The sequence below is a fragment of the Gordonia alkaliphila genome (assembly GCF_039542465.1).
Taxonomy (GTDB): domain Bacteria; phylum Actinomycetota; class Actinomycetes; order Mycobacteriales; family Mycobacteriaceae; genus Gordonia; species Gordonia alkaliphila.
On sequence record NZ_BAABIE010000003.1, the window covers coordinates 270,447 to 296,412 of the forward strand.

General features: G+C 68.3%; 24 protein-coding genes, 3 tRNA genes and 1 pseudogene. 15 read left to right on the forward strand and 13 right to left on the reverse strand.

What is annotated here, in order from left to right:
- Positions 1-175: 175 nt before the first annotated feature.
- Both ABD989_RS05075 and ABD989_RS05080 read left to right on the forward strand, forming a co-directional pair.
- Positions 176-1,267, forward strand: a complete 1,092-nt coding sequence (locus ABD989_RS05075) for a PE-PPE domain-containing protein (protein ID WP_345312657.1) — start codon at positions 176-178, stop codon at positions 1,265-1,267.
- A gap of 268 nt (positions 1,268-1,535) precedes the next feature.
- Positions 1,536-2,615 (forward strand): cutinase family protein, encoded by a 1,080-nt coding sequence (locus ABD989_RS05080; protein ID WP_345312658.1) that lies wholly within the window; start codon positions 1,536-1,538, stop codon positions 2,613-2,615.
- A 6-nt stretch (positions 2,616-2,621) separates the two neighbouring features.
- On the opposite strand, the gene ABD989_RS05085 is transcribed toward ABD989_RS05080, so the two are convergent.
- From ABD989_RS05085 to ABD989_RS05105, 6 genes and pseudogenes are all read right to left on the reverse strand, one after another.
- Complete coding sequence (locus tag ABD989_RS05085) at positions 2,622-3,848, reverse strand: GNAT family N-acetyltransferase (RefSeq protein ID WP_345312659.1); 1,227 nt, start codon at positions 3,846-3,848, stop codon at positions 2,622-2,624.
- 151 nt (positions 3,849-3,999) lie between these two features.
- Positions 4,000-4,155: an integrase core domain-containing protein gene (locus tag ABD989_RS17720; protein WP_425556480.1), complete on the reverse strand. Its 156-nt coding sequence runs from the start codon at positions 4,153-4,155 to the stop codon at positions 4,000-4,002.
- Between the two features lie 10 nt (positions 4,156-4,165).
- Positions 4,166-4,447 carry a hypothetical protein gene (locus ABD989_RS05090; protein ID WP_345312660.1) on the reverse strand — a complete coding sequence of 94 codons (282 nt, stop codon included), beginning with the start codon at positions 4,445-4,447 and terminating at the stop codon, positions 4,166-4,168.
- 226 nt (positions 4,448-4,673) lie between these two features.
- Positions 4,674-4,760 (reverse strand): annotated as a pseudogene (locus tag ABD989_RS17725) (IS3 family transposase); the annotation flags it as partial.
- A gap of 213 nt (positions 4,761-4,973) precedes the next feature.
- Positions 4,974-5,330, reverse strand: coding sequence for a TSUP family transporter (locus ABD989_RS05100; RefSeq protein WP_345312662.1), 357 nt, complete (start codon positions 5,328-5,330; stop codon positions 4,974-4,976).
- A gap of 183 nt (positions 5,331-5,513) precedes the next feature.
- Positions 5,514-5,599: transfer RNA gene (locus tag ABD989_RS05105), tRNA-Leu, on the reverse strand.
- Positions 5,600-5,857: 258 nt separating this feature from the next.
- On the opposite strand from ABD989_RS05105, the gene ABD989_RS05110 reads away from it, so the two are divergent.
- The 7 genes from ABD989_RS05110 (at position 5,858) to pknB (ending at position 15,469) form a co-directional block, all read left to right on the forward strand.
- Entirely contained in the window at positions 5,858-7,324 is a 1,467-nt protein-coding gene (locus ABD989_RS05110; RefSeq protein WP_345312663.1) for an FHA domain-containing protein, read from the forward strand.
- A gap of 121 nt (positions 7,325-7,445) precedes the next feature.
- Complete coding sequence (locus tag ABD989_RS05115; RefSeq protein WP_246993200.1) at positions 7,446-7,907, forward strand: FHA domain-containing protein FhaB/FipA; 462 nt, start codon at positions 7,446-7,448, stop codon at positions 7,905-7,907.
- Positions 7,904-9,343 carry a PP2C family protein-serine/threonine phosphatase gene (locus ABD989_RS05120; RefSeq protein WP_345312664.1) on the forward strand — a complete coding sequence of 480 codons (1,440 nt, stop codon included), beginning with the start codon at positions 7,904-7,906 and terminating at the stop codon, positions 9,341-9,343. Before ABD989_RS05115 ends, ABD989_RS05120 begins: the two co-directional genes overlap by 4 nt.
- The gene (locus tag ABD989_RS05125; protein WP_246993195.1) at positions 9,340-10,755 is read left to right on the forward strand and encodes an FtsW/RodA/SpoVE family cell cycle protein; all 1,416 of its coding nucleotides are present in this window, start codon (positions 9,340-9,342) and stop codon (positions 10,753-10,755) included. Before ABD989_RS05120 ends, ABD989_RS05125 begins: the two co-directional genes overlap by 4 nt.
- Entirely contained in the window at positions 10,752-12,239 is a 1,488-nt protein-coding gene (locus ABD989_RS05130; protein WP_345312665.1) for a peptidoglycan D,D-transpeptidase FtsI family protein, read from the forward strand. Before ABD989_RS05125 ends, ABD989_RS05130 begins: the two co-directional genes overlap by 4 nt.
- Positions 12,239-13,561, forward strand: coding sequence for a protein kinase domain-containing protein (locus ABD989_RS05135; protein WP_345312666.1), 1,323 nt, complete (start codon positions 12,239-12,241; stop codon positions 13,559-13,561). The genes ABD989_RS05130 and ABD989_RS05135 overlap by 1 nt, the downstream gene beginning before the upstream one ends.
- Positions 13,562-15,469 carry a Stk1 family PASTA domain-containing Ser/Thr kinase gene (pknB, locus tag ABD989_RS05140; RefSeq protein ID WP_246993189.1) on the forward strand — a complete coding sequence of 636 codons (1,908 nt, stop codon included), beginning with the start codon at positions 13,562-13,564 and terminating at the stop codon, positions 15,467-15,469. It begins immediately after the preceding gene.
- 15 nt (positions 15,470-15,484) lie between these two features.
- Here pknB and ABD989_RS05145 read toward each other — a convergent pair whose 3' ends face one another.
- Positions 15,485-16,129: an aminodeoxychorismate/anthranilate synthase component II gene (locus ABD989_RS05145; protein WP_345312667.1), complete on the reverse strand. Its 645-nt coding sequence runs from the start codon at positions 16,127-16,129 to the stop codon at positions 15,485-15,487.
- A 54-nt stretch (positions 16,130-16,183) separates the two neighbouring features.
- Between ABD989_RS05145 and crgA the strand changes: the two genes are divergently transcribed.
- Positions 16,184-16,480, forward strand: coding sequence for a cell division protein CrgA (gene crgA / locus ABD989_RS05150; RefSeq protein ID WP_246993186.1), 297 nt, complete (start codon positions 16,184-16,186; stop codon positions 16,478-16,480).
- Between the two features lie 114 nt (positions 16,481-16,594).
- Positions 16,595-17,065: a PH domain-containing protein gene (locus ABD989_RS05155; RefSeq protein ID WP_345312668.1), complete on the forward strand. Its 471-nt coding sequence runs from the start codon at positions 16,595-16,597 to the stop codon at positions 17,063-17,065.
- A gap of 21 nt (positions 17,066-17,086) precedes the next feature.
- On the opposite strand, the gene ABD989_RS05160 is transcribed toward ABD989_RS05155, so the two are convergent.
- Entirely contained in the window at positions 17,087-17,854 is a 768-nt protein-coding gene (locus ABD989_RS05160) for a rhomboid family intramembrane serine protease (protein WP_345312669.1), read from the reverse strand.
- Between the two features lie 102 nt (positions 17,855-17,956).
- Positions 17,957-18,487, reverse strand: a complete 531-nt coding sequence (locus ABD989_RS05165) for a peptidylprolyl isomerase (RefSeq protein WP_345312670.1) — start codon at positions 18,485-18,487, stop codon at positions 17,957-17,959.
- A 49-nt stretch (positions 18,488-18,536) separates the two neighbouring features.
- Between ABD989_RS05165 and ABD989_RS05170 the strand changes: the two genes are divergently transcribed.
- The 4 genes from ABD989_RS05170 to ABD989_RS05185 all read left to right on the forward strand — a co-directional run bounded on the left by ABD989_RS05170 (position 18,537) and on the right by ABD989_RS05185 (position 21,961).
- Positions 18,537-18,674 carry a hypothetical protein gene (locus tag ABD989_RS05170; protein ID WP_246993167.1) on the forward strand — a complete coding sequence of 46 codons (138 nt, stop codon included), beginning with the start codon at positions 18,537-18,539 and terminating at the stop codon, positions 18,672-18,674.
- An 828-nt stretch (positions 18,675-19,502) separates the two neighbouring features.
- Positions 19,503-19,883 carry a DUF4190 domain-containing protein gene (locus ABD989_RS05175; protein WP_345312671.1) on the forward strand — a complete coding sequence of 127 codons (381 nt, stop codon included), beginning with the start codon at positions 19,503-19,505 and terminating at the stop codon, positions 19,881-19,883.
- Between the two features lie 54 nt (positions 19,884-19,937).
- The gene (locus ABD989_RS05180) at positions 19,938-20,654 is read left to right on the forward strand and encodes a cutinase family protein (protein ID WP_345312672.1); all 717 of its coding nucleotides are present in this window, start codon (positions 19,938-19,940) and stop codon (positions 20,652-20,654) included.
- Positions 20,655-20,725: 71 nt separating this feature from the next.
- Positions 20,726-21,961 (forward strand): alpha/beta hydrolase, encoded by a 1,236-nt coding sequence (locus ABD989_RS05185; protein WP_345312673.1) that lies wholly within the window; start codon positions 20,726-20,728, stop codon positions 21,959-21,961.
- 201 nt (positions 21,962-22,162) lie between these two features.
- On the opposite strand, the gene ABD989_RS05190 is transcribed toward ABD989_RS05185, so the two are convergent.
- The 4 genes from ABD989_RS05190 to gyrA all read right to left on the reverse strand — a co-directional run bounded on the left by ABD989_RS05190 (position 22,163) and on the right by gyrA (position 25,923).
- A tRNA-Ala gene (locus tag ABD989_RS05190) sits at positions 22,163-22,235 on the reverse strand.
- Between the two features lie 27 nt (positions 22,236-22,262).
- Positions 22,263-22,339 (reverse strand) — tRNA-Ile (locus ABD989_RS05195).
- 83 nt (positions 22,340-22,422) lie between these two features.
- Positions 22,423-23,364: a DUF3566 domain-containing protein gene (locus ABD989_RS05200; protein ID WP_345312674.1), complete on the reverse strand. Its 942-nt coding sequence runs from the start codon at positions 23,362-23,364 to the stop codon at positions 22,423-22,425.
- A 51-nt stretch (positions 23,365-23,415) separates the two neighbouring features.
- The gene (gyrA, locus tag ABD989_RS05205) at positions 23,416-25,923 is read right to left on the reverse strand and encodes a DNA gyrase subunit A (RefSeq protein ID WP_345312675.1); all 2,508 of its coding nucleotides are present in this window, start codon (positions 25,921-25,923) and stop codon (positions 23,416-23,418) included.
- Between the last annotated feature and the right edge of the window lie 43 nt (positions 25,924-25,966).

Genomic DNA, 25,966 nt, shown 5'->3' on the forward strand with positions numbered 1-25,966 from the left:
CGTAGCGACAGGTCCATTCGTTCGAATGATTCTGTCGGACAAGGGAATTCGACTATTGGCTCCAGCGCCCTCAGAGCGTGCGGCAGGTGTCGCGGTCGAACTCCCGGGTCGTGCCTGCCGCCCCTGATAGCCCGTACTGCACCCGATGTCCCGCCCGCGAGGAGACGCACGACCCATGTTGACAACGACCCGACCCGGGCATTCCGATGTCCATCGACGCTCGTGGCGGCCGAGGACCCTGGCCCTCGCGCTCCTGCTGTCGGCGATCGCCCTGACGCTGAACGCGCCGGTGGGCGCCGCACACGCGACCGGCACGTGCCCGGCCACCAAGAAGTTCGTTGTCGGCGGCGTCGGCGACACGCGGAGCGCCTGGGTGCCGGGCACGTCCGGTGCCACCCGTATCGGATACTCGGCTTCGCTCGCGCCCATCGGCTTCGGCCCGGGCGACGCTTCCGCAGCACAGGGCGCCGCAGCGCTGAACTCGGCGGCGCGGGGGTTCCGGAAACGCTGCCCCGACAGCGCCATCCACGTGACCGGTTACAGCCTCGGCGCACTCGTGGCAGGCAACGTCCGGGACAGCTGGACCCACGACGCAAAGATGCGGAACAACACCTCGTTCACGCTCATCGCCGATCCGCGCGCCGAGCAGGGCGCGATGGCCCAGCTGCCGTCGCTCATTCCGGGCTTCACCCACACCGGTCCGCGACCGGCGAGCAGCATCCCGACCAGCTCCATCTGCCGTTCGGCGGCCGACTTCATCTGCTTCGTCGGCAACCCCGCGGAGAATCCGCTGCCGCTGATCAACGGCCTGCTGGGCTATGCATTCGGCGATCACACCTATCGCAGCGGCGAGGTGACCGATGAGCCCGGCGCACACGACGTCGCGGGCCCGACCCGGATCGGCGCACCGGGCGAGGTCGCCACCGTATTACCACTGCCGTTGCCGGTGGAGGTGGCGCTCGCCGTGCTCCCGTCGCCCGCCGAAGTGGAGCCGGTTCTGGCGCTGGCCCAGGACGTGGCGCGCGACGTGGCACCCGGCATCGTGCCGCCGGCCGAACTGTCGCTCACCCGCTACATCCCCACTCCGCTGCGCGACTACGTGCCTCCGCCGCTCGCGGACGCGGTGCCCGAGCAGATCGGCGACGTGGTGCTCCCAGCGCTGCCGGCCCTCCCCTCGGCCCCGTCTCCGCAACCACGTTCCGAACCCGTCACGGCAGCGTCGTCTACCGTGCTTCGGGCCCTGCGAACCGCGCTCACGCAGCAGTAGCGACGCCACACCCACAGCGTCACACCCACGACGCCACACCCACAGCGTCGCATTCACGGCGGCGGTCCGAGGATTCTCTCGGACCGCCGCCGTGCATCCGGGGGGTCCTCACCAACGCTCCTGACAGAGTTCATTGTCAGTTAACGAAACGGCGATTCAGCGGCGACACGGCGTCGGTATCTCTATAGCGGCAAAGGTTCATCTCCCGCGGATGGGCTTGTCCGCCAAGGGTTTTCAGCGACCCGTCCGCCCCGAGGAGATACCGCCCATGACTCGATCAACGACTCTCGAATCACCCCACCGTCGATCCTCCGCACGCTGGGTGGCCGTGCTGGCCCTAGCGCTTCTGGCGCCCGCCGCGACTGTCGCGGGCACCATGGCCGCCGGATCCGCCGCGGCCGGCGGCTGCCCGGACACCAAGGAATTCGCGGTCGGCGGCGTCGGCGACACCCACGGGCAGCACGTGCCCGGCGCCCCGCGCGATGCGACCGGCATCGTCTACCCGGCCTCACTCGCCCCCGTCGGCCTCACCCCCGGCGACGTCTCCGCCGCCCGCGGTGAACGCGCCCTGAACTCCCAGGCCCGGGCGTTCCGAGCGCGCTGCCCGGAGAGCGCCATCCACGTGACCGGCTACAGCTTCGGCGCCCTGGTGGCCGGTAACGTCCGCGACGACTGGAACCGCGACCCGAAGATGCGGCAGAACACCTCGTTCACGCTCGTGGCCGATCCGCGCGCCGACCACGGCGCGATGGCCAAGCTCCCGTCGGTCATTCCCGGCTTCACCCATACCGGTCCGCGGCCGGCCGCTGCCATCCCGACCAGCTCCGTCTGCCGGGCCGCCGCCGACTTCGTCTGCTACGTCGGCAACCCGCTGGAGAATCCGCTGCCGCTGATCAACGGTCTGCTCGGCTACGCGGCCGGCGACCACGGGTACCGCCGCAGCGAGGTCAGCGACGTCCCCGGCGAGCACACCGTCGCCGGTCCCACGCGCGTCGGCGCACCCGTCGACCTCGCAGCGACCGACGGCAGCGAGCCCGCCCCGCTGCTGTCGTTGGAGGTGACCGTGCAGGTGAACCTCGCCGTGCTGCCGAATCCCGCCGAGCTGGAGCCGGTACTCGCCGTCGCCCAGGACATCGCGCGGACCGTCGCGCCCGAGCTGGTGCCGCCCGCCGAACTCAGTCTCACCCGATACATTCCGACGCCGCTGCGCGACTACGCGCCGCCGGTGCTCGCCGGGGCGGTGCCCGAGGAGCTCGGCAGCGTCGTGTTGCCGCCGCTGCCGACGATCCGCGAAGCCCACGAGGATGAAACCCCACAGGCCGCAGCCCAGCAGACCGCGACCCAGTAGTTCTAGCTAGAAGAACACTCCCGCGTACGGTTCGCGGTCGACGCGGAACAGCCGGTCGAGCCGCGCGACCGCCGCCGGGTCGGCCACGTCGATCCGGCCCGCGGCGGCCAACCGCCACCAGCGCGTCCCGCCGAGGTACGTCGCGGCCAAGTCGGACACCGACACGGTGACCGCGGCCGGGGTGTCGGCGGCGACGCGGACCGCGCCGTCGGCGCCGATGCGGTACACGCCGTCGTTCTGGGGCAGCAGCCTGTCGTGCACCGCGAGGTGGACCGGCGCGGCGTCGCCGTAGGTGCGCGCCGCGAGCGCGGCGGCGACGTCGGTCAGGCGGAGCCAGGACTCGTCGCGCACCGGACCGAGCGTCACCGCGCGTTCGTCGACGAACAGCAGCGGGAGCGGATCGTCGAGCGCCAGCGTGCCGACGGTGACGGTGTCCACCAGGTCGAGTTCCAGCAGGTGCCGCCACAGGCCGCGGTGGGCACCCGGGTTCAGCGCGACCAGCTCGTTCACCTCGATGGTCTTGTCGTCGCTGGTGAACCAGCCCGCGGTGTCCAGCGGCCGGTACATCGCGTAGCCGTCGTCGACGCCGTCGGTGCTGTGCACCACGAGGTAGCTCGGGCTCTTGTATTCGGCGGCGCGCAGTTCCCACTTGCGCCACCAGACGTGCGCGCGCGAGACCGCCCCGTTCTGGGCGGCCCGCGCCGCGATCGGGGCCATCACCGCCACCCCGCCGTCGTCGGCGAGGCGCACGCTGCCCGGGCCGGGGCCGTCGTCGACGAAGCGGGCCGTCCGAGTGTCGATCCGCGCCGACCGCACGTGGCTGGCGATGCCGTAGCCGAAGCGGCCGTAGATGCCGCCCTCACTCGCGCGCAGCGTCGCCACCGATTCCCCGGCCGCCGCGGCAGCGGCGAGCTGCGTGCGCATCAGCGCGGTGACCACGCCTCGACGACGATGCGTCGGCAACACCCCCACCTGACTCACCGCGGCGTGCGGCACCCGCGCGCCGCCGGGTACCGTGAGCTGCGTGGCGTAGGAGTTGGCGCTGCCGACGACCTGCTCGCCGTCGAATGCGGCGAGGAAGCGGCCGGGTTCGGACACGTCGACCGGATCGAACGGACCGAACTCCAAGCCCACCATCGCGCGCTTGAACACCGCGTACGCCTCGCGCACCAGATCCGGCTCGGTCACGACCGCCACGTCGGTCCCACGTGCGCGCAGTTCACCAGGGTTCATCGTCGTCTCCTCCATCCGCCGGTCGCTCGTCCGAGGCTATCGCTCCATCCGCCTACAGGAAGCTGGACACCACCGTCATCACCCCGGCCGCCAGAATCAAGACGATGGCGCCGGTACGGAAATGTCAAGTCACGGGTGTGATGGAGACCGATCAGTTGTTCTGTAGGGCGGGTTGAGGGATGGGTTCGCCGGTGTTCGCGACGGTCCAGTAGGCGGCTTCGTACTCGGCGGGCGGGACGTGACCGAGAGCGCCGTGGAGGCGCTGATGGTTGTACCAAGCGACCCATTCGGCGGTGGCGTACTCCACCGCGGCGGCGTCAGTCCACGTCTGCCGGTAGTTCGTGTTTGTACAGCGAGTTCAGGGCTTCGGCCATGGCGTTGTCGTAGGAGTCCCCGCGTGAGCCGACCGAGGTGACTGCGAGGGCGCGGTCGAGTTCCTCGGTGTAGCGGATCGCCCGGTACTGCACGCCTCGGTCGGAGTGGTGGATCAGACCGGCAAGGTCTTGCCCGTGGCGGCTGCGCTGCCAGATCGCCATCGCGAGCGCGTCCAGAACCAGGTCGGCGAACATGCGGGTCGAGGACTGCCAGCCGACGATCATCCGGGAAGTACACGTCCAGGATGAATGCGACGTACACCCAGCCCGCGGTGGTACGGACGTAGGTGATGTCGGCGACCCACAGCCGGTTCGGCGCGTGTGCGGTGAAATCACGGTCGACCAGATCGGCGGGCCGGCCGGTCTCGGGCGCCGGCCGGGTCGTGCGCGGGAACTTGCCCCGCACGACACCGCGAATGCCCCGGTCACGGCACAATCGTTCGACCGCGCACTGCGCGACATCGATACCTTTACGCCGCAGGTCGGCATGGATCTTGCGTATCCCGTACACCTGCTTGGAGGCGTCGTACGAGGCCATGATCTCGGCTTTCAGTTCCTCATCACGCAATTGCCGCTGTGACGGCAGCCGATGGCGGGCGGCGTAAGAGGTCGAGGGGGCGATCTTGCAGCCGTGCTCGGTCAGCACAGTGCAGATCGGCTCGATTCCCCATCGATCCTTGTGGTCGGTCACGAAGCTCTTGCGGGTACTTCGATGGACGAGGCATGAGAGGGATTGTTCCTTCCGGGTTACTCACTCTCCATCAAACCCATGACACTTCATTCCGCACAGGACTGCGACGATGCCAGCAGCAGGTTTAAGGACCGCTTGCGGGAGCATCGTCACAACCAGGGTGCCCAGCCAAGCACCGGGCAAACTGGCGCCGTCGAGGATGAGTACCCGCGGCCATTCGACGTGTCGGCGAAGTTGATACCCGGCTGCAAGCCGAGTCAGGAGCCCAACCACCAGGTTCACCACCACCACGTCGGTGATGTCCAGACCACCGATCAAAATCAGCGGCGTCGCGATCATCGCGGCACCGAATCCACTGGCGCCGCCAATGACGCAGGCCACGGCGGTGCAGAGCGCGGCGATGACGAGGAGAGTCACGGACCGGGGTGCTCTTTGCGACGAGGTGGACGGCTCACCAGGCAACCGCACCACACTTCGACCGCGATCCGCCACACCGGTAACACCGCCCGTTTTCTTCACGCCTCCGTCCGGCCACGAGCGTCGACCCGGACAAGCAAAAGAGCTGCACCATCGTGAGTAACGATGGTGCAGCTCTTCTCATGGTGGGCGAAGGGGGACTTGAACCCCCACGTCCCGAAGGACACTGGCACCTGAAGCCAGCGCGTCTGCCATTCCGCCACTCGCCCGCGGCTGTCGCTCGCTCGACGTTGTCTTGCTTACGACTTGACCGAGATTACACGGCGGAGCGCCCAAGCGAAAATCGGCGACAGCTCCAGGCGCTGACCAGCAACGATGTGAGGCGGCGCAGAAACCGCAGCCCGATACGAGAGTGACCAGCGGTGCGCCTGAGAGGCCGCAAGAAGCACGTCGGAGCTTGATCCCGGTAGCATTGACCCTTAACACGAGCACGTGGACACGCTGACGACCGACTGGAAGGAGCACTCGTGGGTCTTCTCGACCGATTCGAGCGCAAGCTCGAGTCCGCCGTCGACGGCGGCTTCGCGCGGGTCTTCGGCGGTCAAGTGGCTCCGCAGGAGATCGAGAACAGTCTGCAACGCGAAGCCGAGGCCTCCGCCGAGGATCTCGGCGACGGTGCATCGCTGGTGGCCAACAGCTACGTCGTGACCCTCAGCTCCTCCGATCTGGACCATGTCGGTGACGAGTACGAACTGAACCGGAAGATCTTTTCTCGCCACCTCGAAGACTTCATCCGTGACAATGGGTGGCAGACTTACGGCCCCGTCGTCGTAGAGTTCGATCAAGTGGACGCGCTCCATACCGGTCAGTTCCGCACGCGCGGGGTCATCGATCCCGATGTGCGCCCCCGTCCGGTCCCGCCGCGGCCTGAACCGGCCCTACCATCCGAAAGCCCGAACCGAGGAGCTCCCGAAATGACCAACCCACCCGGCAACGACGGCCAGTACCCGGGCTACGGCCAGCAGGGCGGCTACGACCAGCAGCAGTACGACCAGCAGGGTCAGGGTTACGGACAGCAGCCCCAGTACGGTCAGCCCGCCGGAGATCAGGGCTACGGGCAGCAGGGCTACGACCAGTACGGTCAGCCGCAGCAGCAGGGCTACGGCCAGCAGCCGGCGTACGGTCAGCAACCCGGTTACGACCAGCAGCAGGGTTACGACCAGCAGCAGGGTTACGACCAGCAGCAGGGTTACGACCAGCAGCAGGGTTACGACCAGCAGCAGGGTTACGACCAGGGCTACGCACAGCAGCCCGGCTATGACCAGCAGCAGGGCTACGGCCAGCAGCCGGCCTACGGTCAGCCGCAGGGCTACGACCAGCAGCAGGGCGGCTACGACCAGGGCTACGGCCAGCAGCCCCAATACGACCAGCAGCAGGGCTACGACCAGGGCTACGCACAGCAGCCCGGTTACGACCAGCAGCAGGCCGGCTACGACCAGGGCTACGCGCAGCAGCCGCAGTACGACCAGGGCTACGGCCAGCAGCCGGCCGACGCCGGGTACGGCCAGCAGCAGGGCGGCTACGACCAGCAGCAGCCCCAGTACGACCAGCAGCCCGGCTACGACCAGTACGGTCAGCCCGCGTACGAGCAGACCGCCTACGCGCAGCCCGGCTACGGCCAGCCCGCTGCAGGCGGCGGCCAGGCGCCGGCCACCATCACGCTGGTCCTCGAGGACGGCAGCAACCGCACCTACGCTCTGCGCCCCGGCTCCAATGTGATCGGCCGCGGCCAGGATGCGCAGTTCCGCCTCCCGGACACCGGCGTCTCGCGCCGCCACGTCGAGGTGCGGTGGGACGGCCAGAACGCCATGCTCAAGGATCTGAACTCCACCAACGGCACCACTGTCAACGGCCACCCGGTCAGCGACTGGAACCTGGCCGACAACGACCAGATCCGCCTGGGCCACTCCGACATCACGGTCCGCTTCCAGTAGTCAGCAGCCCATAGAATGCGGTCGGGGCCATTCGACGCCCCGGCCGCGTACTGCATCGAAGCGTTGGTGCATGCCGCCGGAACCCCCGGCAGCACAGATTTCACGGGAGGTGAAACGCGAAATGCAGGGAATCGTCCTTCAATTCACCCGTTTCGGGTTCCTGATCCTGTTGTGGCTCTTCGTGTACGCGATCATCCGCTCGATGCGCAACGATCTGTCGTCGGCCGCGGGGCAGCGTCGTCCGTCGGGCGGCGGCGGCTTCCGCGAACGACGTCGCGCCTCCGGCCGCGGTAGCGCCCGCTACCTGGTGGTGACCGCCGGCGCCCTCGCCAACACCCGCATCACGCTCGGCGACCAGCCGGTCCTGATCGGTCGGGCCGACGACTCCACCCTGGTGCTGTCCGACGACTACGCCTCGGAACGCCATGCACGACTGTCCAAGCGCGGCGACGACTGGTACGTGGAGGACCTCGGGTCCACCAACGGCACCTTCCTCGACCGCGGAAAGGTGACCACCGCCGTGCGAGCCCCCCTGAACACGCCTATTCGGATCGGCAAGACCGTGATCGAGCTCCGGTCGTGACCCTCGGCCTGCGCTATATCGCGCAAAGCGACCGCGGCCTGGTCCGGTCCAACAACGAAGACTCCGCCTACGCCGGCGCCCGTCTGCTGGCGCTGGCCGACGGCATGGGCGGTCACGCGGCCGGCGAGGTCGCCAGCCAGCTGGTGATCCAGGCCCTGCGCACCCTCGACGACGACGAGCCCGGCGGCAACCTCCTCGAGGCGCTCGACGCCGCGACCCGGCACGGCAACGAAGCGATCGCCGCGCAGGTGGCACGCAACCCCGAACTCGACGGCATGGGCACCACCCTCACCGCCATCCTGTTCGCCGGCACCAAGATCGGCCTGTGCCACGTCGGCGACTCCCGCGGCTATCTGCTGCGCGACGGCGTCCTCACGCAGATCACCCGCGACGACACCTTCGTCCAGAGCCTCGTCGACGAGGGCCGCATCACGGCCGAGCAGGCGCACACGCACCCGCAGCGATCGCTGATCATGAAGGCCCTCACCGGCCAAGAGGTGGAACCGACCCTCACCATGCGCGAGTCCCGCGCCGGCGACCGCTACCTGCTGTGCAGCGACGGTCTGTCCGACGTGGTGAGCGACGAGACGCTCGCCGAGACCCTGTCGTCGGTGGCCGACCTACCCCAGTGCGCGAACCGCCTGATCGAGCTCGCCCTCCGCAGCGGCGCCCCGGACAACGTCACCGTGGTGCTGGCCGACGTCGTCGACAACGAATTCGGCGATTCCCGACCGATCCTCGGCGGTGCCGCGAGCGGCGACGATCAGGCCGGGTACACCCCGGACCCGTCGACCGCCGCCGGGCGCGCCGCCGCACTCCGGCCGCCGCCCACGCCCACCCAGCGTCCGACGATCAACGACGAACCACCGACCGACACCCGACACCGCCCGTGGCGACCGGCCCTGCTGCTGATCGGCACGCTTCTCGTGGTGGGCGCCTTGATCACCGCGTTCTTCGTGGTGCGCGCGCAAGCCTTGTCCAACTACTTCGTCACCGCCGACGGCTCGTCGGTGGTGATCCACCGCGGCACCCCCGGCGGCATCCTGTTCCTCGACTTCAACGAGCCGTCCGAGAAGGTGTGCGTCACCAACCTCGATCAGGACAAGCCCGACGTCACCTTCGTCGACGTCGATTCGGCGACGGTCTGCGACCCCATGCGCGTCGCCGACCTCACCGGCGTCGGCCAGACCACCGTCGAGACCATCAGCATCAAGAATCTGCCGCGGGCCGAGATCCACGAGACGGTGCGCACGCTCGAGTTCCTGCCGCTGTGCGTGGGCCCGACGCCCGTCCCGGACCCCAACGACACCTCGCCGGAACCGAACCCGCGCACCTCCGAGCGCCCCACCTCGAGCGCGACCAGTGCGCCGGAGTCCAGCCCGGCCGCCCCGACCGTCGACGACGAAGGTCGCAAGACCTGCCGGGAGCCCCGGTGACCGATACTCCCGCTCCGCACGCGCCCGCCGCGGCACCGGCCGATCGCAGCCGCACCACCGAACTGGTGCTGCTGCTGTGTGCCCTGGTGCTGGTGACGGTCGCGCTGCTGATCGTGGAAGCCGCGCAGGCGCAGGAGATCTCCTGGGCCCTCGCGAAGTACGTCGGGGCCTACGCCGCGCTGTTCGCCGTCGCCCACCTGGTGATCCGACGGTTCGCCCCGTACGCCGATCCCACTCTCCTGCCCGCGGTGGCCGCACTCAACGGCATGGGCCTGGTCATGATCCATCGCCTCGACCTGGGCACGGCGCGCACCGACGAGCTGATGGAAGCCACCGAGCGCACCTACAACGCCGACCAGCAGCTGCTGTGGGCGGCGGTGGGCATCCTGGCCTTCGCCGCCACCCTGATCCTGCTGCGCGATCACCGCACGCTGGCCCGCTACGCCTACACCCTGGGCCTGGCCGGCCTGATCTTCCTCGCCTTGCCTGCGATCCTGCCCGGGTCGTCGATCAACGGCGCCAAGATCTGGATCAAGACCCCGCTGTTCAACATTCAGCCCGGTGAGTTCTCCAAGATCCTGATCATCATCTTCACCGCCGCGTTCCTGGTGTCCCGCCGCGACCTGTTCACCAATGCGGGCCGCCGGTTCCTCGGCATCGACTTCCCGCGCGCCCGCGACATGGGACCGCTGCTGGCCGCCTGGATCATCGCGCTCGGCGTCCTCGTCTTCGAAACCGACCTGGGCACCTCGCTGCTGATCTTCGCGACCGTGCTGACCATGCTGTACATCGCCACCGAGCGCGTCAGTTGGCTGATGCTCGGCGTCGGACTGTTCGCCGTCGGCGCGATCGTGGCGTACCAGCTGTTCAGCCACCTCCAGGTCCGCATCCAGGTGTGGCTGGACCCGTTCGCGGACTTCTACAACACCGGAAACCAGGTGGCGATGAGCCTGTTCGGGCTGGCCACCGGTGGTCTCTTCGGGACCGGACTGGGTTCGGGTCGTCCCAACATGGTGCCCTTCGCCAACACGGACTTCATCATGAGCGCGTTCGGTGAGGAACTCGGTCTCGTCGGTCTCGGCGCGATCTTCATGCTGTACTTCATCTTCGTGATGCGCGGCCTGCGCACCGCGATCAGCGTCCGCGACAGTTTCGGCAAGCTCCTGGCCGCCGGCCTGTCGGTGACCATCATCGTGCAGCTGTTCGTGGTCTTCGGCGGCGTCTCCAAGCTGATCCCGCTGACCGGCCTCACCTCGCCATTCCTGTCGTACGGCGGCTCGTCGCTGCTGGCCAACTACATCCTGTTGGCCCTGCTGATCCGGATCTCCAACGCCGCCCGCGAACCCGACGTGCCCAAGGCACGCCCCAAGGCGCCGGTCACCGCGCTGCCCACCCAGGTGGTGCGCAAGTGAACCGTCCCATTCAACGGGTGTCGATCGCGGTGATCGTCATCATCGTGCTGTTGCTCGGCAACGCCACCTACGTCCAGGTGTTTCGGGCCGACGCCCTCCGCAACGATCCCCGGAACCTCCGCGTCCTGTTCGACGAGTACTCCCGGCAGCGCGGCATGATCGTCGCCGCCGACGGCACGGTGCTCGCGCGATCGGTGCCCAGCGGCAATCGCTTCAAGTACCAGCGGCAGTACCCGACCAACCCGAACGCATTCGCGCCGGTCACCGGTTTCTACTCGCTGCGCTACGGCGCCGACCGCGGCCTGGAGGCCGCCGAGGGTGCGTTCCTCAGCGGCAGCGACGACCGCCTGTTCACCCAACGCTTCGCCGACATGTTCTCCGGCCGCGATCCGCGCGGCGGCAACGTGGTGACCACCATCGACCCGCGCCTGCAGACGACGGCCTTCGACGCGCTGCGCAACGGCCAATGCGACGGTGTGTGCCGCGGTGCCGTCGTCGCCCTGGAGCCGGCCACCGGCAAGATCCTGGCGATGGTCTCCACCCCCAGCTACGACCCGAACTCCCTGGCCACACAGGATTTCGCGGCAGCCGAGCGGAGCTGGAACGAGCTGACCGACGAGGACATGCCGTCGCGGATGACCAATCGCGCGATCGACGAGCTGTATCCGCCCGGCTCCACCTTCAAGGTGGTGACCACCGCCACCGGGTTGGCCGCCGGACTCTCGCCGAACACCCGTCTGACGGCCGCGCCCACCTTCCCGCTCCCGGACTCCAGCGCCTCCCTGCCGAACAACAACGGCGAGGCCTGCCCGGGCTCCACCGGCGGCACGGTGAGCCTCACCCAGGCCTTCGAATACTCGTGCAATACCGCGTTCGCGCAGTTGGTGACCGAGAAGCTGCCCGGCAATCCGTTCGACGCCTTCATCGGCACCGCGAAGAAGTTCGGGGTCGGCGAGAACCCGCCGGGCATCCCGATGCACGTCGCCAGTTCCACCGTCGGCGATCTCGGCGACGACAAGGCCGCCCTCGCGCAGTCGTCCATCGGCGAGCGCAGCGTCCGCGTCACGGCCCTGCAGAACGCGGTGATCGCCGCCACGGTGGCCAACGGCGGCATCCGGATGCGGCCGTACCTGGTGGACAAGCTGCAGACGGCCGATCTGCGGACGGTCTCGACCACCACGCCGTCGTCGGTCAATCGACCGATCAGCGCCGAAGAGGCCGACTCCATCGCGGAGATGATGGTGAAGTCCGAACAGCAGACGTACCAGTCGCAGTCGGGTATCGCCTCCAAGACCGGAACCACCGATCCGAACCGAAGCGGAAGCGCGTACGCCTGGTACATCGCCTTCGCTCCCAGCTCGAACTCCCGAATAGCCGTCGCCGTAGTGGTGGAGAACGGAAACCAGGGAGCCGAATCCTATGGCGGCGTGATTGCCGCGCCGATTGGACGCGCAGTGTTGAATGCTTATACGGGAGGTAACTGATGAGCCTGCAGAACGGCACCATCATCGCCGACCGGTACCGATTGGTCCGACTGATCGCCACCGGCGGCATGGGCCAGGTGTGGGAGGCCCTCGACACCCGCCTGGGACGACACGTGGCGGTCAAGGTCCTCAAGGCCGAGTACTCGAACGATCCGACCTTCCTGGCCCGGTTCCGCACCGAGGCGCAGACCACCGCGCGCTTGAACGACCCCGGCATCGCCAACGTCTTCGACTACGGCGAGACCCCGGACCGCAACGGCGGTGATCCGCTCGCGTACCTGGTGATGGAACTGGTCGACGGCGAACCGCTGAACTCGGTGATCACCCGCATGGGCACGCTGTCGCTGGCGCACACCCTGGACATGCTGGAGCAGACCGGCTGGGCGCTGCAGGCCGCACACATCCAGGGCCTGGTGCACCGCGACGTGAAGCCGGGCAACATCCTGATCACGCCCACCGGGCAGGTCAAGATCACCGACTTCGGCATCGCCAAGGCGGTCGACGCCGCACCGGTCACCCAGACCGGCATGGTGATGGGCACTGCCCAGTACATCTCCCCCGAGCAGGCCACCGGCGGCGAAGCGACCGCCGCGTCCGACGTCTACTCGCTCGGCGTGGTGGGCTACGAAGCGCTGACCGGACAACGCCCGTTCGTCGGCGACGGTCCGCTCACCGTGGCGATGAAACACATCCAGGACCCGCCGCCCCCGCTGCCGGACACCGTCCCGGCGCCGGTCCGCGAGCTGATCGCGATCACCCTGGCCAAGGACCCGCAGCAGCGCTATGCGACCGGTGGCGAGTTCGCGGAGGCCGTCGCCGTGGTCCGCAGCGGTCAGCGTCCGCCGGTGCCGCGCGGCGGTGTCGCCGCGGGCACCCGTCCGCCGACGCGTGTCGCGACCGCCCCGGTCGCCGCCCCGACCTCCACGCCGCCTCGGCCGCCCGCGACGTCGCCGGCGCCGATCGTCGACGACAGTTGGAGCACCGGGCACAAGGTGCTGGCCGCCGTCGCCGGTCTGCTGCTGCTGGCCGCGATCGGCTTGATCGGATACTGGCTGGTGGATTCGTCGGGGTCGTCGAACCGGGAGAACACCACCCCGTCGGTCTCCACCCAGACCGAGACCACCGTTCCGGACCGGACGACGACGCTCACGCGCACCACCACGCAGAGCCCCACGCCGACCACCGAGACGTCGGAACCGGACGAGCCCTCGGAGACTCCCACCAGCGAGGAACCGGAGCCGACCGCACCGCCGGAGACCACCACGCCGCCCAATCAGCTTCCCGACTGGATCCCGCAGATCCCCGGTATCGGCGGTCGATAGATGGATCCGGAAGAACTGCTCTCCGATCGCTACCAGCTCGGTGAGACGCTGGGCTTCGGCGGCATGTCCGAGGTCCAGTTCGCCCGGGACCTGCTCCTGCACCGGGACGTCGCGATCAAGATCCTGCGACCGGATCTCGCCCGCGACCCGATGTTCTACCTGCGTTTCCGACGCGAGGCGCAGAACGCGGCGAAGCTGAACCATCCGACGATCGTCCAGGTCTTCGACACCGGGGAGGCCGACACCCCCGAGGGTCCACTGCCGTTCATCGTGATGGAGTACGTCGACGGCGAGACGCTGCGCGACATCCTGCGCGCCAACGGTCCGATCGCCGCCCGCCAGGCGATGACCTGGATGGCCGACGTCGCCGCGGCGATGGACTTCTCGCACCGCGCCGGGATCGTGCACCGCGACATGAAGCCAGCCAACGTGATGATCGACCATCACGGCGCCGTGAAGGTCATGGACTTCGGCATCGCCCGCGCGATGGACGACACGTCGGCCACGATGACCCAGACGTCCGCGGTGATGGGCACCGCGCAGTACCTCTCGCCCGAGCAGGCGCGCGGCATCAAGGTGGATCCGCGCAGCGACATCTACTCGATGGGCTGCGTGCTGTTCGAACTGATCACCGGTGAGCCTCCGTTCACCGGCGACTCGCCGATCGCCGTCGCCCACCAGCACGTTCACGAGGATCCTCGACGGCCGTCGCAGGTGAACCCGGACGTCGCACCGGAACTGGACTCCGTGGTCATGAAGGCCATGAGCAAGAACCCGGCGAACCGCTACCAGACCTCCGCCGAGTTCCGGTCCGACCTGATCCGGGTGCTGGCCGGCGGCAAGCCGCTCGCGCCGATGCTCCTCGACGACGCCGACGACCTGCTCGACGAGCCCACCCGGGCCGTCGCACCGGTCAGCGGTCGTCGGCGCGCCGATGCTCGCCACGCCCGCGCCACCGAGTACGACGGCGCGCTGCCCCTGCACCGTCGTCGCGGCGCGAAGGCGGCCATCGCCCTGATGCTGGTGCTGGTGCTCGGCATCGGGCTGTTCGCCTGGTCCCCGTGGAACAGCTCGGGCGAGCAGATCGCGGTGCCCGGAGTCACCGGGCTCGCGGCCGACGCCGCGGAAGAGAACCTGGAACAGGCAGGCTTCCGCGTCAAAACGCTGAAGGAGGCCAGCCTGGAGGTGGCCGAAGGCAAGGCCACCCGGACGGCACCCGGCAACTCCGTGCCCACCCGCAAGGGCTCGGAGGTGACGCTGTACATCTCCTCCGGTCCCGAACGGCGCACCATTCCCGACCTGCGGCGCAAGAGCGCCAAGGAAGCCACCGACACGCTGCGCAAGCAGGGCTTCACCGAGGTGAAGACGCAGGAGACCGACTCGACCGCCGCACTCAAGGGCAAGGTGGTCCGAACCACCCCGGCCACCGGCAGCTCGGTCGCGGTCAACAGCACCGTCGTCGTCTTCATCGGCACCGGCCCCAAGGAGGTCTCGGTACCGGACCTCACCGGCCAGACCGAGGCTCAGGCCCGGACCACGCTGGAGCAGATGGGCCTGGAGATGGTCGCCGTAGCCGGCGACTCGGAGCGCCCCGCCGGACAGGTGGTCTCCAGCTCGCCGAACACCGGGCAGACCGTGGATGTCGGCAGCGTGGTGCAGGTGACCATCTCGCGCGGCAACCAGTTCGTGGTGCCCGACCTGCGCGGCAAAACCGTCGAGCAGGCCAAGAGCGCCCTCACCGCAGCGGGCTGGCGCGACGGCACGCTGACCGCGACGCAACGACCCGTCGGCCTCGGATCCGCCAACGACGGCAAGGTGATCTCGCAGTCGCCGGCCGCCGGCACCCCGATGAAGAAGGAAGACTCCGTCTCCGTGGTGATCGGACGATCCAGCCTGCTCCCCGGCTAGACCGCCTCCCGGGCGCTAATTGCCGAGGGCTCCGGCGACCTCTGCCTCGAGGGCGGCGATCGTCCCCTCCGGCACGTCCAGCCCGCAGACCCGCAGCCAGTTCGCCAGCATCCGGTGCCCGCCTTCGGTGAGCACGCTCTCCGGGTGGAACTGCACCCCGTGAATCGGCAGGTCGCGGTGGCGCATGGCCATCACGATGCCGGTCTCGGTGCGGCCGGTCACGGTCAGCTCGTCCGGAATGGTCTCCGGAAGCACCGTCAGCGAGTGGTACCGGGTGGCGACGAACGGATCCGACAGTCCGGCCAGGACTCCCTCGCCGTTGTGGGTCACCAGCGACGTCTTGCCGTGCAACAGTTCCGGTGCGCGGTCGACGGTGGCCCCGAAGGCCGCCCCGATCGCCTGATGCCCCAGGCACACGCCCAACAGCGGAGTTCCGGCGGCGGCTGCGATCGGAATAATCGGCATGGTCGCGCCCGCACGCTGCGGCGTGCCCGGTCCCGGGGAGAGCAGGATCCCGTCGTACTCGGCGACGACGGCGTCGAGGTCAGTCAACCGGTCGTCGTCGTTGCGCCAGACGTCGGCGTCGATCCCAAGCTGGCCGAGGTATTGCACCAGGTTGTAGACGAAGCTGTCGTAGTTGTCGATGACGAGAATGCGCACGGTGCAAGGTTAGCGGGTTCCCGCTGGTCGGGTCCGCTGGGTTACCGTAGGAGTATGCCTAAGTCAAAGGTGCGGAAGAAGACCGACTACACGATCAACACGGCGAGCCGCACGCCGGTGAAGGTCAAGGCGGGCCCCTCGGGTGTCCTGTACCAGACCGTCATGTTCGGATTCATGCTCGCCGGCCTCGCCTGGCTGCTTGTGTACTACTTGGCCGCCTCCAGCGCCACCAGCGCGCTCGGCAAGGAAGGCCAGATCCTCCACTGGATGTTCAATCTGGGCTCGTGGAACCTGCTGATCGGCTTCGGTCTGGGTGTCGTCGGCCTGTTGATGACCATGGGATGGCGCTGACCTGCGGAAATATCGTCACAGCGAGAGTGAATGACATGTGTGTAATTCATCCACAGTGTGGAAATCACATGTGCGTAACTTATCCCCATGTGGGTAACTCCTGTGGATAACTCTGTGAACAAGCCTGTGCAGCATTGGGCGACGCCGATCCCCGCCGGCGTCGCGTTGATCGGTGTCGGTGCCGCCTTCGCGGTCGCCGCGGCCGCGTCGTACACCGAGGGCCCGGCGATGATCCTCTTCGCGATCGCCGCCGCCGTGGTGATCGCGTCCGGAGCGGTGGCACTGCTGCGTCGACCGCGGTTGTCGTTGGCGGCCGGACCGCTGCTGACCGTGGGCACGCTCCGCGGTCGGTTCGACCTGGGGCCCGACGACATCGAGTCCATCGAACTGCTCGCGACCCGACGCCTCGCCTTTCGCGCACGCCAGTTGCTGGTGGAGACCACCGAGCATCGCCTGATGGTGTTCGGGCAGTGGGATCTCGGCGTCAATCCGGCGGCGGTGGCCGAGGAGTTGGTCGCCGCGGGTTTCGTCGTGAAGGATCGAACCCGTGGCGACGCTGCCGCGCAGGAGCCGGATCTGGACTGATCCGGCGGGATGGCGGGCCGGTTACACGCTGAGCGCGGTCACCAGACCGATTCCGGCGCCGAGCGCGATCACGAATAGGCCGGCGAGGCCGAGCCAGCCGACCTGATTCACCTTCGCTGCCGTGCGTTGCGTGGATTTCAGCGTCACCGCGGGCAGCCACACCACCGCGAGCGCGCCGAGCGCACCGAACAGCAGACCGCCCAGGTGCGCCCACAGCGAGATGCCGGGGATGCTCCACGAGATGACGACGTTCAAGCCGATCACCACCAGCAGCGAGGTGGTCGGCAGCTTCATGCGGACGACAACCACCAGCAGGGCGCCCATCAGGCCGTAGACCGCGCCGGAGGCGCCTGCGGCGAGGCTCGGCTCGTGCTGCAGGGCGAGCACCGCGGCGCTACCGCCGACCAGACTGGTGAGGTAGATCGTCAGATACCGGGCCGGGCCGAAGAGGCGTTCCAGGTCGCGGCCGATGATGTACAGCGACACCATGTTGACCAGGACGTGGGTCACCGACCAATGCAGGAAACCCGACGTCAGCAGACGCCAGTACTGGTAGTCGAGGTAGAAGCCGGTCGGCAGCATGCCGTCGGCCATGATCATCGACTGGGTCAGATCAGTGCCGCCGGCCTGCACCAAGCAGGCGAGGAACAGCACCAGGTTGATGCCGATCAGCGCGTAGGTGACGTACGGCGTCGCCGTGCGGCGGTCTTCGGTCTCCACCGGGCTGGCCGTGCCGACGCGGGCTGAACCCGCCTCCTCGGCGATGCAGTCGACGCAATGCTGGCCCACCGGGGCGGGCCGTAGACACTCCGGACAAGCCGACCGCCCGCACCGCGTACACGAGAGCGCGGTGGGGCGGTCGGGATGCCTATAGCAATACTGCTGCACTTCTCAGCTGAGTTCGATGCTCTCGATGACCACTTCGTCCACGGGACGATCGGCGCGATCGGTAGCGGTGGCGCCGATGGCATCGACGACGGCGCGCGACGCGGCGTCGGTGACCTCACCGAAGATGCTGTGGCGACGGTTCAGGTGCGGCGTCGGGGCCACGGTGATGAAGAACTGCGAGCCGTTGGTGCCCGGTCCGGCATTGGCCATCGCCAGCAGGTAGGGACGATCGAACTGCAGGTCGGGGTGGAACTCGTCGTCGAACTTGTAGCCGGGACCGCCACGACCGGTGCCGGTCGGGTCGCCGCCCTGCAGCATGAAGCCGTCGATCACGCGGTGGAAGATGCTGCCGTCGTAGAACGGGCCGCTGTCACCGCCCTTGGCGTTGGCCGTGGAGTAGTCGCGCGAGCCGTCGGCCAGGCCGACGAAGTTGGCGACCGTCTTGGGCGCATGGTTCGGGAACAGTTCAATGATGATGTCGCCGCGATTGGTGTGCAGGGTCGCGGTCTTCTTCTCTTCGCTCACCCTTTCCATCCAACCACGTCAAGTGGCTCCGGGCCCGGTGACCTGGCACGCTGGAAGCATGTCGATCAAAGCCGCAGGCATTGCCGCGTCCGCCGTTGCCGCCGTCCTGACCGTGATCGTGCTGGCCGCGCGCCGGGCGCGCACCGTGCATCCGCCGGTGGCCGCTGCGCCGCCGCGGATCGAGGACGTGCGCTGAGCATCGCGGGAGAAAGTGGGGCCGACGGCGCCGAGCGGGTAGTTTAGTTTCGTGGCACCCGAAGAGTCTCGCGATTCCGCGGCAGGTCCGACGCCGAGTGCGGCCGGTCCCGCCGGCTTTACGCCTCCTCCCGGTTCTCCCGGACAGACACCACCGCGTCCTCCAGCCCCTGCCGGTTCCCCGGCCGCCGGCGGACCGACCACGTCGAGTCCGACCCCGCCCGCATCACCTGCGCAGAGTTCCTCGAGCGCGCCGCGACCGCCGACCCCCGCATCGCAAGCTGCAGCTGCTCCCACCCCCGGATCCCCCACCCCCGCATCCCAGTCACGGCCCTCGGCACCGCAATCCCCCGGTACGCCGCAGCCCGCAGGCCCGTCCCCGGCAGCACAGGCGCCGTCGCAGCAGTCTGCTGCGCCGCAGGCCCCGGCACCGCGGCCGTCGGGACCGTCATCGAGCGCCCCCATGCCGAACACCCCAGCGCCTAACACCCCAGCGCCGGGACCGCGGGCGCCGGGACCTCAAGCACCCGGTTCCCCGCTGTCGGCCCAGCGCGGCCCGGCCGCAGGCGCGCATTCTCCCGCTGGTCAGGCACCCATCGCTCAGGCGCCGGGTGGTCAGACGCCTCCGGGTGCCGGTCGGCCGTCGAACCCGGCCGGACCCGCCCAGGACGGCGGCCCGCAGCCGGGTCAGTCCCCCCGCTATCCGGTGCAGAGCGGTCCGGTCACGCCGGAGCCCCGACCGAGCACACCGCCCACACCCGATTCCGGGCCCCCACGCGCGTACTCGGCACTGCCACCGCAGGGTGCACCCGGACCGCAGAGCACCTCGGTGCTGAATCCGGCCGCACCCGTCGAGAAGACGAAGAGCTACTCCGCCGACCGCACCACCGAGCCCGCGAACGAATCCCCCGATGCTGCAGAAGGGAAGGCGCCCGTGACGCCCCCGGCCTCCACCTCCTCGGCGACGGCTGCCACCGGCAGCAGCGGGAAGCTGAGCGTGTCGGCGATCGTCGGCTTCGTGCTTTCCGGCCTGGGCTTTTTCTTGATCACCGTGCCGTTCGGTATCTGGCTGGGCTACCGCGGTCGCACCGAGACTGCAGCCGGCAGTCACGAAGGCGGGCCGTTCGCCAAGTGGGCCATCGTCCTGGGCTGGCTGTGGGTGGCGTTCTGGTTGCTGGCCTTGCTGTCGTACCTGTGGATTCTGCTCTGACGTCAGCGTGAACATGTCCGCGAACCGGGACTAAAGTCCCGTACGATCGATCACATGCTCAGACGCGCACTGGTGATCGCCGTTACTGCTCTCGCGACCATGACCGCGGTGATCGTCGGAAGCGGGGCTCCCGCGACCGCGGCGCCCGGATGCGCCGGTGTTCAGGTGGTCTTCGCACGCGGAACCGCCGAGATGGCACCGCCGATCGGCATCACCGGGCTGTCGTTCAACCAGGCACTCGACGACAGAGTGCACGGGAAGTCCGTTCGCACCTCGGCGGTGAACTATCCCGCGAGCAGTAACTTCTCCGACCGGGTGGGGTTCGCCCACAACGTCGTCGACGGCATCAAGGATGCGCAGCGCCAGATCAAGTCGATCGCTCGCCGCTGCCCGAACACCGACATCGTGCTCGGCGGATATTCGCAGGGTGCGGTGGTCGCCACCTACGCCGTGGCCGACCGCATCAATATCCCCGCCAAGTACCTCCGTTACCGCTCCTACGCACCCGAGCCGCTCGGCGCCGAGTACGCCAAGCACATCTCCGCGGTGGTGCTGTTCGGTACGCCGTCGTCCCATTGGATCCGCCAGGTCGGCGCACCCGGTATGAAGGTCGGCGCGGCCTACCGCGGCAAGACCGTGCGGTACTGCGTCGCCGGCGACAACGTCTGCGACGGCAGCCCCGTCGGCGGACCGACCCCGCAGCACGTCCTGTACTCGGTGAACGGCGACACCATTCGAGCCGCCGACTTCGTGGCCCGCCGCGTCCACTGACCCGGCGGTACTCGCCATCTCCTGCCGCGTGACCTCGCCGCCCGGGCTGTTTGTCGCATAAGGTCGACCACATGGTTATGGCTGATCGTGAAGGTGTGAAGACCGCGTCGAAGCCGATTGCGGCACTGACGGTGATCGGCATGGCCGACACCATGCTCAACGGGCTGGCGCGCGTGCCGTTCCAGAAGCCGCTGAGCGGCCCGGGCGGCGTTCTCGACAACATCGGTCAGGCGGTGACCCGCCAGACCATCCGATCGTTCCTCGGCTACTCGGTGAGTCTGCCGATCGAGGAGTTCCGGTCGATGGAGAAGATCCTCGACAACATCTGCAAGACGATCCTTCCCCCGATCGTCGGCGCGGCCGGTGGCGTCGAGATCGAGGCCGGCGTCGTCGGCGGCCAGGAAGGCTTCTGGTGCCGGGAGAAGCCGGCCGTCGCCGCGCACGACGACCCGCCCAAGGCGCACGACAAGACCATCCTGTACCTGCACGGCGGTGGCTACTTCGGTACCACGCCGTCGATGTACACGGCGTTCGCTGCCGCCCTCGTTCGACTGTCCGGCTGCCAGATCTTCATCCCCGACTACCGGATGTCGCCGGAGTTCCCGTTCCCGGCGGCCCTGCACGACGCCGCCGACGCCTACCGCGGCCTCCTCGAGATGGGCATCGGTGCCGACGACATCATCGTGGCCGGTGACTCGGGCGGCGGCGGACTGTCGACGTCACTAATCGTGTACCTGCAGGAGCAGGGCCTCCAGAAGCCCGCCGGTCTCGCACTCTTCTCCCCCGAGGTGGACCTGGACCTCAACCAGGAATCGGTGATGGAGAACTCGCAATCGGACGTGCTCCCGTGGAACATCCCGGTGACCGCCTACCTGCGCGGCATCCAGCCGAACGACGGCCGTGTCTCGGTGGTGTACACCCAGCCGAAACCCGAGTGGTTCCCGCCCACCTTCGTCGCGTGGGGCGACAAGGAGATGTTCCGCGACGGGATCCGCGAGTTCTGCGACAAACTTCGCGACGGCGGCGTCCGCCTGCGAGCGATGGAGCAGCCGGGCATGTTCCACGTCTTCCCGATCTTGATGCCGTGGGCCGAGGCGTCAAAGGACGTGTTCCGCGCCATCGCCGAGCTCGCCGAATCGGAAGGCGTGACCCACCACTACGCGAACACCCCGGACGGGCTCCAGGACTTCAACGGACCAACCGACTCCACTCCTCCAGCCGTCGCCCCGGTTGCCTCCGTGGCCTCCGTCGCTTCTGCTACGGATGAGCCGGAGAGCGATCAGCCCGGCCTCGTCGGCCTGTCCTGACTCCCTCCGGCCCGGCTCGACCCGGTCGTCGGTAGAACAACGGCGTCCTGGCGTCCACCAATGCGTATATGCCATCGGTGGGCGTCAGGACGCCGTTGTTTTACCAACCGTCGAGAATCGCGGTCCTCGGGTTGTCTGCGGCAGAGGAAAAACCCGGCAAGCGAACGGGCGCTTACCGGGTCTGACGGGAATCTCTCTTTGTGGAGCCTAGGAGATTCGAACTCCTGACATCTGCCTTGCAAAGGCAGCGCTCTACCAACTGAGCTAAGGCCCCGTACCGGCCGGGGCCGGTGGGTCAAGGTGGTGGGCCTAGGAGGACTTGAACCTCCGACCTCTTCGTTATCAGCGAAGCGCTCTAACCGCCTGAGCTATAGGCCCTTGAACCGAAATGGAACATTACCCGACGGATCTTGATCAACCAAAACGGCTGGTCAGCGACGTAAATCCGCGTGCTACCGGGGTCAGTCCAAATCAGCCAAAGTGATCTCGAATCCACCGACGACGTCGGCGCAGACGTTGTAGACGTAGGCCAGGATGGTCGCCAGCGCGGTCATCACGATCGCGGCGAACACACCGAACAGCGCCGAGAAGCCGAAGACCTGCCCGGAGGAGATCAGGTTGGCGCTGTCGCTGGTGCCGTCAGCGCTCACCAGGGTGCCGAACGAGCTGTTGATCTGATCCCAGATCCCCATGCCCGACAGCACGCCGTAGAGCACGGCGATCGCGATCATCCAGATCAGGAAGCCGGCCACGGCGAGCACGCCGGTCACCTTGAAGATCGACCACGGATCCACGCGCCGCACCTGCACCGCCGCGCGCATCGGGGTGCCGATGGTGGCAGCGGCCGAGATCCGGCGCACCGAGGCGCGGTCGACGGCGTCGCTCTTGCCCGCCTCGCCGGCCGGTTCGCGTCGTGCAGGCTCGTTGACCGCCGGACCCGCGGGGGCCGACTTCTTCGGACCTGCCGCGGGCGGCACCGGAGCGGCCGCTGCCGGACCGGTGGCACCCGTCGCCGTCGGTGTCTTCGGGCCCGGTGGCTTCGGACCTTGCGGACCGCCCTGCGGCGGCCTCGGAGGCTCCGGCTGGGGCCGCGACGGCCCCGCCGGGGCGGGCGGCTGCGGGGCGGCGGCCGGAACAGCCGTCGTCGGGGGCTCCGGGGCCTCCTCCGGCTGCTGCGCGGGCACGGCGCGCGTCGGCGTGCTCGACGGCGAACCCCCGCCGGGAGCGTTGGTGCGCGGCGGCGGGCCGAGCGGTGCCGACGACTGTCCGGGTCCCGCTGCGGCGGCCTTGGCGACGTCGCCGGCCGTCAAACCGGTCGCGGCGGTCGTCTCCCCGCGCTTCCACGGCGGCGGCACGGCACCGCGCTCGGAAGCGGAGTCCTCGGGCTGATTGCCTTTGGTCACAAACCTGTCCTCACTGCTGGGTTGGTGACAACCCTACGACTCATCGAGCGATTACTGCGGTTCCGCCGCGGGCTCGTCGTCCGGCTCGTCGGCATTGCGCGCGATCGCCAGCAGACTGTCGCCGTCGCCCAGATTCATCAGGCGCACGCCCTTGGTCTGACGTCCGGCCTTGCGCACCTGCTTGGCCATCGTGCGGATCACGCCGCCACCGGAGGTAATCGCATACACCTCGCTGTCGAGGTCGACGATGATGGCGCCGACCAGTTCGCCGCGCTTCGGGTCGTACTGAATGGTCAGCACGCCCTTGCCGCCGCGACCCTGCGCCGTGTACTCGGCGATCTCGGTGCGCTTCGCGTAGCCGCCGGAGGTGGCGACCAGCAGGAACGTGTCGTCCTGCACCACGTTCAGCGACAGCAGTTCGTCGTCGTCGTTGAACCGCATGCCCTGCACGCCGGAGGTCTGACGACCCATCGGACGCAGCGTCTCGTCGTCGGCGTGGAACCGGATCGACTGGCCCTTCTTGGAGACCAGCAGCAGATCGTCGTCGGCCGCGCACAGCTGCGCGCCGACCAGTTCGTCGTCGCCGCGGAGGTTGATCGCCGCGATGCCGCCGGCACGGTTGGAGTCGAAGGCCTCCAGCGCCGACTTCTTGACCAGACCGTTGCGGGTGGCCAGCACCAGGTACGGGGCATCTGTGTAGCCGCTGATGCGGATCACCTGCGCGATGCGCTCCTCCGGCTGGAAGGCCAGCAGGTTCGCCACGTGCTGACCGCGGGCGGTGCGGTTGGCCTCGGGCAGCTCGTATGCCTTGGCCCGGTAGACGCGACCCTTGGTGGTGAAGAACAGCAGCCAGTCGTGGGTGCTGGTGACGAAGAAGTGGGCGACGATGTCGTCCTGCTTCAGACCCGCGCCCTGCACACCCTTGCCGCCGCGCTTCTGGCTGCGGTACAGGTCGGTCTTGGTGCGCTTGGCGTAGCCGGTCTCGGTGATCGTGACGACGACGTCCTCGCGCGCGATCAGATCCTCGTCGGCCACGTCGCCTTCGGCGGCAATGATCTTGGTGCGGCGCTCATCGCCGTACTTGTCGACCACTTCCTTGAGCTCATCGCGCACGATGGAACGCTGACGCTCCGGGCTCGCCAGGATGTCCTTCAGGTCGGCGATCTCGCGCTCGATCTCGGCGAGCTCGTCGATGATCTTCTGGCGTTCCAGGGCCGACAGGCGACGCAGCTGCATCGCGAGGATCGCGTCGGCCTGGATCTCGTCGATGTCGAGCAGGTCCATCAGGCCCGAGCGCGCGGCGTCGGTGTTGGCCGACGCACGGATCAGCGCGATGACCTCGTCGAGGGCGTCCAACGCCTTCACCAGACCGCGCAGGATGTGCGCGCGCTCCTCCGCCTTGCGCAGCCGGTATCGGGTGCGACGCACGATGACGTCGATCTGGTGGGCGACGTAGAAGCGGATCATCTGATCCAGGCGCAGCGTGCGCGGCACGCCGTCAACGATCGACAGCATGTTGGCGCCGAAGTTCGTCTGCAGCTGGGTGTGCTTGTAGAGGTTGTTGAGCACCACGCGAGCGACGGCGTCGCGGCGCAGGGTGATCGCGATCTTCAGGCCGGCGCGATCGGACGACAGGTCGTCGATCTTGCTGATGCCCTTGAGGCGGCCGTCGTTGATCTGCTCGCCGATGTTGTGGATCAGGTTGTCGATGTTCACCTGATACGGCAGCTCGGTGACGATCAGCTGCGTGCCACCGGTCTTGGTCTCTTCGATGTCGACGACGCTGCGCATGCGGATGCTGCCACGACCGGTGGTGTAGGCGTCCTTGATGCCCTGACCGCCGACGATCAGACCCGCGGTCGGGAAGTCCGGCCCCTTGACCGCGGCCATGCAGGCCTCGAGGGTGGTTTCCTCATCCGCATCCGGATTCTCCAACGCCCAGAACACCGCGTCGGCCACCTCGTTGAGGTTGTGCGGCGGAATGTTGGTGGCCATGCCGACGGCGATACCGCCGGAACCGTTGATCAGCAGGTTGGGGATGCGCGACGGCAGCACCGTCGGCTCCTCGGTCTTGCCGTCGTAGTTGGGCGTGAAGTCGACGGTCTCCTCGGTGATGTCGCGCAGCATCTCCATGGCCAGCGGTGTCAGCCGGGCCTCGGTGTATCGCATGGCGGCGGCGCCGTCGTTGCCGCGCGAGCCGAAGTTGCCCTGCCCGTCGATCAGCGGATAGCGCAGCGACCAGGGCTGAGCCAGACGCACCAGGGCGTCGTAAATCGAGCTGTCGCCGTGCGGGTGGTAGTTGCCCATGGTCTCCGAGACCGGGCGGGCCGACTTCACGTAACCGCGATCGGGGCGGAAACCGGCGTCGAAGGACGCGTACAGGAGACGACGATGCACGGGCTTGAGGCCGTCCCGCACCTCGGGCAGCGCGCGGCCCACGATCACGCTCATCGCGTAGTCGATGTAGCTGTTCTGCATCTCCTGCCCGAGATCGACGGGCTCGATGCGGTCGTGGGTGACCGCCGCTGCGTCGTCCGGGACGTTGGTGTCGTCGCTCATGGGTTCACTTTCTGGTTTCGGCGGGCCGAACCGGCGGAGGCGA

Bases quoted from the DNA above. Each gene is read 5' to 3' on its own strand.
- ABD989_RS05115 (WP_246993200.1), top strand. From the start codon at position 7,446: ATGCAGGGAATCGTCCTTCAATTCACCCGTTTCGGGTTCCTGATCCTG.
- gyrA (WP_345312675.1), bottom strand. From the start codon at position 25,923: ATGAGCGACGACACCAACGTCCCGGACGACGCAGCGGCGGTCACCCAC.
- ABD989_RS05170 (WP_246993167.1), top strand. From the start codon at position 18,537: ATGTCGATCAAAGCCGCAGGCATTGCCGCGTCCGCCGTTGCCGCCGTC.
- ABD989_RS05090 (WP_345312660.1), bottom strand. From the start codon at position 4,447: ATGATCGTCGGCTGGCAGTCCTCGACCCGCATGTTCGCCGACCTGGTT.
- ABD989_RS05185 (WP_345312673.1), top strand. From the start codon at position 20,726: ATGGTTATGGCTGATCGTGAAGGTGTGAAGACCGCGTCGAAGCCGATT.
- ABD989_RS05075 (WP_345312657.1), top strand. From the start codon at position 176: ATGTTGACAACGACCCGACCCGGGCATTCCGATGTCCATCGACGCTCG.
- ABD989_RS05165 (WP_345312670.1), bottom strand. From the start codon at position 18,487: ATGGAAAGGGTGAGCGAAGAGAAGAAGACCGCGACCCTGCACACCAAT.
- ABD989_RS05180 (WP_345312672.1), top strand. From the start codon at position 19,938: ATGCTCAGACGCGCACTGGTGATCGCCGTTACTGCTCTCGCGACCATG.
- pknB (WP_246993189.1), top strand. From the start codon at position 13,562: ATGGATCCGGAAGAACTGCTCTCCGATCGCTACCAGCTCGGTGAGACG.
- ABD989_RS05085 (WP_345312659.1), bottom strand. From the start codon at position 3,848: ATGAACCCTGGTGAACTGCGCGCACGTGGGACCGACGTGGCGGTCGTG.
- crgA (WP_246993186.1), top strand. From the start codon at position 16,184: ATGCCTAAGTCAAAGGTGCGGAAGAAGACCGACTACACGATCAACACG.
- ABD989_RS05135 (WP_345312666.1), top strand. From the start codon at position 12,239: ATGAGCCTGCAGAACGGCACCATCATCGCCGACCGGTACCGATTGGTC.
- ABD989_RS05080 (WP_345312658.1), top strand. From the start codon at position 1,536: ATGACTCGATCAACGACTCTCGAATCACCCCACCGTCGATCCTCCGCA.